We start from the raw sequence: 7,535 nt of genomic DNA on the forward strand, positions 1-7,535 counted from the left end.
CCATAAGTGAATAAATAGCAGAACTAAAGTATTAATCCTACTCCTCTGAAAGGAATAAAAATGAGCAAACTTGCTGCACTGATCGCGATTACTTTTGCCAGTTTTGGAACCCATGCCCAAGAGGGCGCCAGCGTTGAAATGGGTAGTACAGAAGCGGTGATTAATCATTTTATTGCACAGAATAGTAACCCTCAGTCTGCGCTGGTTCGCTCCTTAGGCGGGGTAAATTTAGGGGCCAATATCAGGGATTATTTTTATAAAAATGGCGTATTGTCGGTGACGGGTACGGCGATTGATTCTAAAAATTCTGTGTTTGTATTAAAGGGTAGCAAGCAAAAACTATATGGTTATTTAGTTTTGCACGATAGTAAAAAAGCATTTGAATACACCACCAATAGCAAGGGCATTGTATCTGTAAAAGAAGTACCAATTAGCAAAATTTATCCTGATCTGGATGAACGTTTTCCTATGCAAACCCAGGCGTTTGCCAACATTGCTGTTTCGCATCCTAAATATAGCCCAATGGCGTTACGCCAGGCTCCGCATATTGGCCCTTATCAGAATGAAGATGTCACAAAGCTGGAAAGTAAACCAGGCAGCCCTTATGTGTTTTATTTAAATACAGCCGCCGTAATGAGTGGATCAACGCCTTTAAATGGTGTAACAAAAGAACAAATGTATCGTACATGGCAATCTGTTGCCGATCAGTATTCAATGCTGAATATGAATGTTACGACCAATCTGGCTGTTTATAACGCGGCCAAAGCGAATAATTTGCTCCGCACGGGTGTGCTTAACTATGTAAATCAAGATGGCCGCTCCAATGCGCCGCTGCATTCTTTTGGTACTACGGCAGCGGGCACTTTGTATCGCAATTCATCGGCTGGCTTTGATTACGGCTATGGCATTGGTATGACGGCTGCGCATGAAGTGGGCCATCAAATGGGCATGTTGCACGATCATGGCGGTAGTGGGGGTGAGTATTTTGAAGGGATTCCTGCTTTTCAGTGGGGGCCGATTATGGGCAATTACTGGATGGGGGGCAGTTGGGCGAATCAATTATTTACCTGGAGCAAAGGTGAATACAACACCGCAAGTAATTTTGAAGATGATTTAAATATTATGAATGCGGAAGAGTCGGTGCCTTATGCTGTGGATGATAATCAGAATGGCAAGGCACTGCTTATTGAAGCAAATGGCGATATTAACCCGCAACGCAATTTTGGTCAGATTGAGCGTAATACAGATAGTGATAGTTTTATGTTTAGCTTAAATTCGGTCGGTACTTTGAATGCAAGCATTGATCCGATTGAATATCTGCGCATGTTGGATATAGAAGCATTGGTTTATGACAGTGCAAATAAAATTGTTGCCCGCAGTAATTTGTCGGTGAATCGTTCGGCGGAATTTAATAATCAAACCTTGGCGGCGGGTCATTATCGCTTGGTGATTAAAGGAGGAGCAGAGGGCACGCCGCAGCATGGCTTCTCAAATTATTCGTCCTTAGGTTATTACGCAATTAAAGGCGCTTTGCTGGGTAAGGTGGTGGATACCGATCCGGTATTAAAGAGCGGCGTGCCACTGACAGGTCAGCTTGGTACAACAGGGGGCTGGAAGCATTATGTGATCGATGTGCCGGCAGGCATGGCTAAGCTGCAGTTTAGTATTGCGGGGGGCAATGGCGATGCAGATCTTTACGCCCAGCTAGGCGCGCGCGCCACAAGCACAAGCAATATTTGCAAATCGGATGGCAGCACCAGTAATGAAACATGCAGCGTTAATCAGCCTGCTGCCGGTAAATATTACTTAAGCATCTATGGCTATGCCGCGTATTCGGCTTTAAGCGTGAGTGCCAGTTTTAGTAAGTGATGTAATGCGCGATGTTACGCAAGCCAAACCTTGAAATACGGAGGCTAAAGAGAACGCGTAGTTTCACGGATAAAAGAGGAGGTTGAAACGACAAGAGCTTTTGTAGCTTGGGTTAGCTGATTTATTCGCCTATTTTTGGCGGATAAACCAGCGTAACCCAACATTTAGGCGCAAAAGAATGTTGGGTTACGCGATAAAGCTTGCTAACCCAAGCTACGAATTCTCCTTAAGTTGATAGGATTAGGATAAGGGGGATTGGGCTCTCGTTATTTAACATGCAATTTAGAGGCGAATAGCGAAAGAGGTCTATGACTTTGGTATGATGAGGGCTCTATTTCAAATAGGACACTCATGTTTTCTTGGCGCTGGTTTTTCGTTGTTGTGATTGTATTGGGAGGTTGGTATCAATGCCAACAACGCGCACAGAAACCGATTCGTCACGCCAATGGCGTTTTGGTGCAGCGTGATCCCGTGCAAAGCATGCTTGATCAAGGTGAGGTCTGGCAAAAAGATAATTACACGATCAAAGCCTTGGCGGATTTTGATATTGAAGCACGTGTATTGGCTAAAGAAATGTACTCCAGTGGTCGCGAAGCTGATTTGTCCCCAGTCGATTTGGCTTTGGGGTGGGGATCGATGTCCGATTCTGAAGTTTTGTCTGATTTAAGTATTTCTCAGGGCAATCGTTTTTACTTTTATCGTTGGGAAAATCAGCCACCACGCCCGCCTGAGGAGATCGCAAGTCATAGCGCCAATATGCATATGATTCCGGCGAATGCTCAGATCGAAAAAATATTAAAAGAGGTCGGGCCAGGCCAAGTCATTCGTTTGCGCGGTAAGCTGGTTGAAGTGAGTGCGCCCGATGGCTGGCGCTGGCAGTCTTCGCTGACGCGTGATGATACTGGCGCGGGTGCTTGTGAGTTGTTTCGAGTGGAAAGTGCTGAAATTCGCTGAAGTGTATTCATATTGATTGGGCATTTTCTCCATTAAGGATGTCAACTGGATTATCGTCCCGCGCCCTTTTTTCTTGCGTAAAAAAACCGAGAAACCCATTCTCGGTTTTTTTACGTCGCGATCATTTTCTGATGACAAAGCTCAATCCCCCTTTTACAAAGTGGGAAGCAAGGTTTATTGGCTAAAGTGAGTGGTATCAGCCCAACTGGTTTTTGTTTTTAATTGTATGCCCAGTGTTACTTTTTAAACTGGTTATACAATCTTGCAGTGATACAATCAACCCCATGAAAAAAGCGTGGCTTTTCTTTTTGTTGCTGTCAGTCTTGGTCATCAATACGGCCATGGCGGGCTGGGTTGCGCCTCTGCCCAGCAAGGTTTGCCACACGATGCAAATGCCTGCTGCCGACAAATGTCATACTGATAAAACACTGTTAATGGCCGATTGCCTGCAATCTTGCCTGAGCCATTACCCCGGGTTTCCTGTTGTCATCGGCTTTTCTCTGCCCCTTGCCATACCGCCCGTGTTTAATCGCGTGGCGCTGCAGTTATTGCCTAATCCCTCCCTTGATTCGCCCGATAAGCCACCACAATTGGCCTGATTCAGGCCCAAATTGTATCTTTGCTTTTTGAATAATCTTGCTTTAGCCAGCGGCTGTATTGCTGCTGGCTGATGGGGTGATCTTGTTATGAAAAAACTATTATCTATCTTTGCTTTAACGCTATTGGCCCAGCCTGCGCTGGCTGCGATTAATGCCACTTTGTATAAAAGCCCGACTTGCGGCTGCTGCGAAGAGTATGTGAAATATTTGGAAAAAAATGGTTTTAAAGTCAAAGCCATTAATAGCAACGATATGTCGGCGATTAAAGCGCAGTATGGCTCGTCCAATCTGGCTAGCTGCCATACCACCCGTATTGGTAATTACACGGTAGAGGGCCATGTGCCGGTGGCGGCGATTCAAAAATTGCTGCGTGAAAAGCCCGCCATTGCGGGGATTAGTGCGCCGGGTATGCCGCAAAACTCCCCAGGAATGGGGCCGGAAATCAAAGGTACTTTAAAAATTTATCAGCTAGGCAATGCCGCAGAACCTATGTTGTTTTCCGTTGAATAAGGGCTAAGCATCATGAATCGCAGACACTTCTTACATACAGCATTAGGCTCGGCGGGCTTGGCTTTGGCCTCAAATCCACTTTGGGCGGCGATGAATCATGGCGGGCATGCTTCAGCTGCCACGCCTGCCATGCCACTTAAAATGGCCCCGGCAAATATCAGCTTGCTGCCGATTGATGCCCTGCCTGCGGGCAACCCGCACGCTATCTTGTTTCGCCTGCCTAATCTCAGCCCCAAACCTGCCGTAGTTGCCGCAACCATCACCGCCGAGCCATTTGAAGCAGAGCTGATACCGGGTAAAAAAACCGTAGTCTGGGCGTATAACCGCAGCATTCCCGGCCCGCTGATCGAGGCTTTTGAAGGCGATACGGTAGAAATTCGCTTTGTGAATAAGCTGGCGCAAGCATCCACCGTGCACTGGCACGGCATGCCTGTGCCCAGCGATCAAGATGGCAACCCGCAAGATGCTGTGCCAGCGGGGGGCGAGCGGCTTTATCGCTTTACCCTGCCGCTAGGATCGGCAGGCACGTACTGGTATCACCCGCATCCGCATGGTGATACGCCCGAGCAGGTGTATCGCGGCTTAGCGGGCCTGTTTATTGTGCGGGCTAAAAACGATGTGCTGGGGCATCTGCCTGAGCAGCATCTGGTGATTTCTGATTTGCGGCTGGCTAGCGACGCCAGTATTCCAGACAACAATATGAACGACTGGATGAATGGCCGCGAAGGGCAGTTTGTCTTGGTCAACGGCCAGCGCGAACCCGTGATCACGGTTGGGGATCCGCAGCGCTGGCGCATCTGGAACGCCTGCAGCGCCCGCTATTTACGGCTTGCTATTCCTGGCAGAAAAATCATCCTTGTTGGCAGTGACGGCGGGCTTTTAGAGCGGGCACAAGAAGTAGACGAGCTACTACTCTCACCCGGCGAGCGAGCCGAATGGATAGTCGCGGGGCCAGTAGGGGCCGTCAGCCTGATGGCGCAGGCTTACGATAGAAGCAAAATGGGCAAGGTAGCGCCTGAGCACGATATCAAGCTGGCAAGTATTCAATTCACTAAAGATAGCGTTGCCAAACTGCCAGAGCGCTTACGCACCTTGCCGCCCAAACTCAAGCCCGTGGCCAAAAAACGTGTGGTATTTAGCGAGACCATGAGCATGGAAGGCGGCCAGCACAGCATGCAATTTTTAGTGAACGGCAAAAGCTATGATATGCAGCGGGTCGATTTGAATAGCCGCCTTGGCGACACCGAGCTATGGGAAATCGTGAATGATTCGCATATGGATCATCCTTTTCATATTCACGGCACGCAGTTTGAGGTGTTGGACACCACGCTCAAAGGCAAAACCACGCCTGCCCCGTGGCGTGCCTATAAAGACACTTTCAACCTAAAACCCTACCAAAGTGCCCGTATTTTAATTACCCAGAAACACCCAGGCCTGCGCATGTTTCATTGCCATATTCTGGAGCATGAAGGTCAGGGAATGATGGGGCAGGTGTTGGTGAAGTAAGGGGGAGGCCCCAGTCTGCCAACTTAAGAAAAATCAGTGCGTAGGGGACTATATAAAGCCAAGCGGTTTTTGCTTGGCTGCATTGCGCCATATGGGGCAAAAGTATCTACACAAGTTGAAATGAACAAGGAACGTATCCGTAGGGTGGGTTACGGCCAGAAAATGTATTAAATATGGGCGCTGCCGTATCTTGGCCGTAACCCACCGCAGCGCAGTGTCATGGTGGGTTACGGCCGAAATATTTCAGCGCCCTCATTAGCATCAAGAGCGGCCTAACCCACCCTACGATGACCTTTTCTTCTACAGGCATTGTGTAGATACTTATGCATCTGGGCGGTGAATACACGGCGCAATGCGTCTGAATAAAGCCTCAGACTTATTGCGCCTTACGGTTTTTGGCTTAACAGCGGTTGCTGTATACGATAAGCCTTAATCGCAATAACAAGCGCCAGCAAAATCAGCCCTGTAGCAAGAGCAAAGGTGATTTTTAGGCCGTGAGTTACCGCTGTAGGGCTGGCGGTGTTAAAGGTGTTTGTGCCTGCTGCCAGCGCAAAAATTGCGCCCATCAGGGATGCACCGGTGATTAGGCCAAGGTTACGGGATAGATTGAGCAGGCCAGAAACAAGGCCACGTTGATCCTTGCTAATCTCACCCATTACGGCGGTGTTGTTCGCGGTTTGGAACAGGGCGTAGCTGCTGGTGATGAGCACGATGGGGGCGATATAGCCAGCTAGCCCAAATGAAATTGACATCAGTGTCAGCAGAAGTGAGCCACTCGCCATGCCCGCCAGCCCGATCAAGGTGGAAGCTGATGCGCCCCAATGATCGGTGATTTTGCCGGCAGGAGTCCCTGTCAGTGCGGCGGCGATGGGGCCGATGGAGAGCGCCAGCCCGATATGCGCCGTGCTTAGCCCGAATGCGCGGGATAGATAAAATGGCCCCACCACTAGCGTTGCCATGATTACGGTGGCAACCAGCGCACTCATGGCAAGCCCTGCGGCGGAGTCTTGTAATAAATCCAAGCGGATCAGAGGAGAGGCGGCGCTTTTTTCGACGCGTACAAACAGGCCGATTCCGCAAGTCGCAGCCAATAATAAGACCACATTCAGTAGCCCAAAATGGCCTCGCCCCATGGTCATGGCCAGCGCATAAGCCGCAAGTGTGAAGGCGAGTAAAAGCGTGCCAAGGTGATCAAAGCGCGGGCGCTGGGCAATAGGCCGATCAAGTGGCAAATGACGCTGCGCCAGCACAAAAGCCAAAATGCCGAGCGGAATATTAATCAAAAAAATCGCTTGCCAGCCCAGCCCCGCAATCAACACGCCGCCTAGCGAAGGCCCCAGCGCTGTGCCCACGGCCGACATGCTACCCAGCAGCCCCATAGCGCTGCCGGTTTTTTCCTTCGGAATCGTCTCGCCCACAAAAGCCATCGCCAGGGTCATCATGATGGCCGCCCCCAAGCCCTGAACGGCGCGCGCGGCAATCAGCCAATTCAGCGTGGGTGCGATGCCGCATAGGATAGAGGCGAGTGTAAATAGCACAATCCCCGCCAGCAGCAGCCGCCTGCGGCCCGCTAGATCACCCAGTCTGCCGACGCTTACAATCAAGGTGGTAATCGCCAGTAAGTAAGCAATCACCACCCATTGCACCTGTTGAAAAGATGCATTAAATGCCAGAGCCAAAGTTGGCAAGCCTACGTTGGCAATGCTGGTGCCCAGCGACGATAGCAAAATAGCCAGCGATAGGCTGGCGAGTATCCAGCGCGTTGAGGGTGTACTGTGTGGTGTGATGGTGGATGGGGCTGGTTTCAAAATATGCGTCCTTGTGCGGATTATTTCATGTGCGCTGGCTGAGGTATGTGCTCAAGCAACGAATTCTGTAGGGCGGGGGCTACCCGCCGTTGTTTGGGGCTCTTGCCAAATGTGGCGGTTTTCATTTCATGTGCGCTAAACAAATTCAAAAAGATCTTTTTAGTGCCTTCGGCACGTTGATTTAGGTGCGGGCGTCCCGCTGGACCTTCCTTTCTTGTGTGGCCAAGAAACGAAGCCAAAGAAGGCCACCCCACGAAACACGAAGGCCCCTTCGCTGCGGACAATCGAG

The 7,535-nt window shown here is 49.8% G+C and carries 6 protein-coding genes; 5 read left to right on the forward strand and 1 reads right to left on the reverse strand.

Annotated features, from left to right (window positions below; genetic code table 11):
• Positions 1-60 precede the first annotated feature (60 nt).
• The 5 genes from ACFQNF_RS12430 to ACFQNF_RS12450 all read left to right on the forward strand — a co-directional run bounded on the left by ACFQNF_RS12430 (position 61) and on the right by ACFQNF_RS12450 (position 5,438).
• On the forward strand, positions 61-1,869 hold the full coding sequence (locus tag ACFQNF_RS12430) for a pre-peptidase C-terminal domain-containing protein (protein WP_380188269.1): 1,809 nt from the start codon (positions 61-63) through the stop codon (positions 1,867-1,869).
• Between the two features lie 351 nt (positions 1,870-2,220).
• Positions 2,221-2,823 (forward strand): hypothetical protein, encoded by a 603-nt coding sequence (locus ACFQNF_RS12435; RefSeq protein WP_380188270.1) that lies wholly within the window; start codon positions 2,221-2,223, stop codon positions 2,821-2,823.
• A gap of 284 nt (positions 2,824-3,107) precedes the next feature.
• On the forward strand, positions 3,108-3,422 hold the full coding sequence (locus ACFQNF_RS12440; protein WP_380188271.1) for a hypothetical protein: 315 nt from the start codon (positions 3,108-3,110) through the stop codon (positions 3,420-3,422).
• 87 nt (positions 3,423-3,509) lie between these two features.
• A complete protein-coding gene (locus tag ACFQNF_RS12445) occupies positions 3,510-3,932 on the forward strand; it encodes a DUF411 domain-containing protein (RefSeq protein ID WP_380188272.1) in 423 nt (140 codons plus the stop codon).
• A 12-nt stretch (positions 3,933-3,944) separates the two neighbouring features.
• Complete coding sequence (locus ACFQNF_RS12450) at positions 3,945-5,438, forward strand: multicopper oxidase family protein (RefSeq protein WP_380188273.1); 1,494 nt, start codon at positions 3,945-3,947, stop codon at positions 5,436-5,438.
• Between the two features lie 386 nt (positions 5,439-5,824).
• Here the strand turns inward: ACFQNF_RS12450 and ACFQNF_RS12455 are convergent, their stop codons facing one another.
• Positions 5,825-7,246, reverse strand: coding sequence for an MFS transporter (locus ACFQNF_RS12455; RefSeq protein ID WP_380188274.1), 1,422 nt, complete (start codon positions 7,244-7,246; stop codon positions 5,825-5,827).
• Between the last annotated feature and the right edge of the window lie 289 nt (positions 7,247-7,535).

The sequence above is a fragment of the Iodobacter arcticus genome, assembly GCF_042664895.1.
GTDB lineage: Bacteria > Pseudomonadota > Gammaproteobacteria > Burkholderiales > Chitinibacteraceae > Iodobacter > Iodobacter arcticus.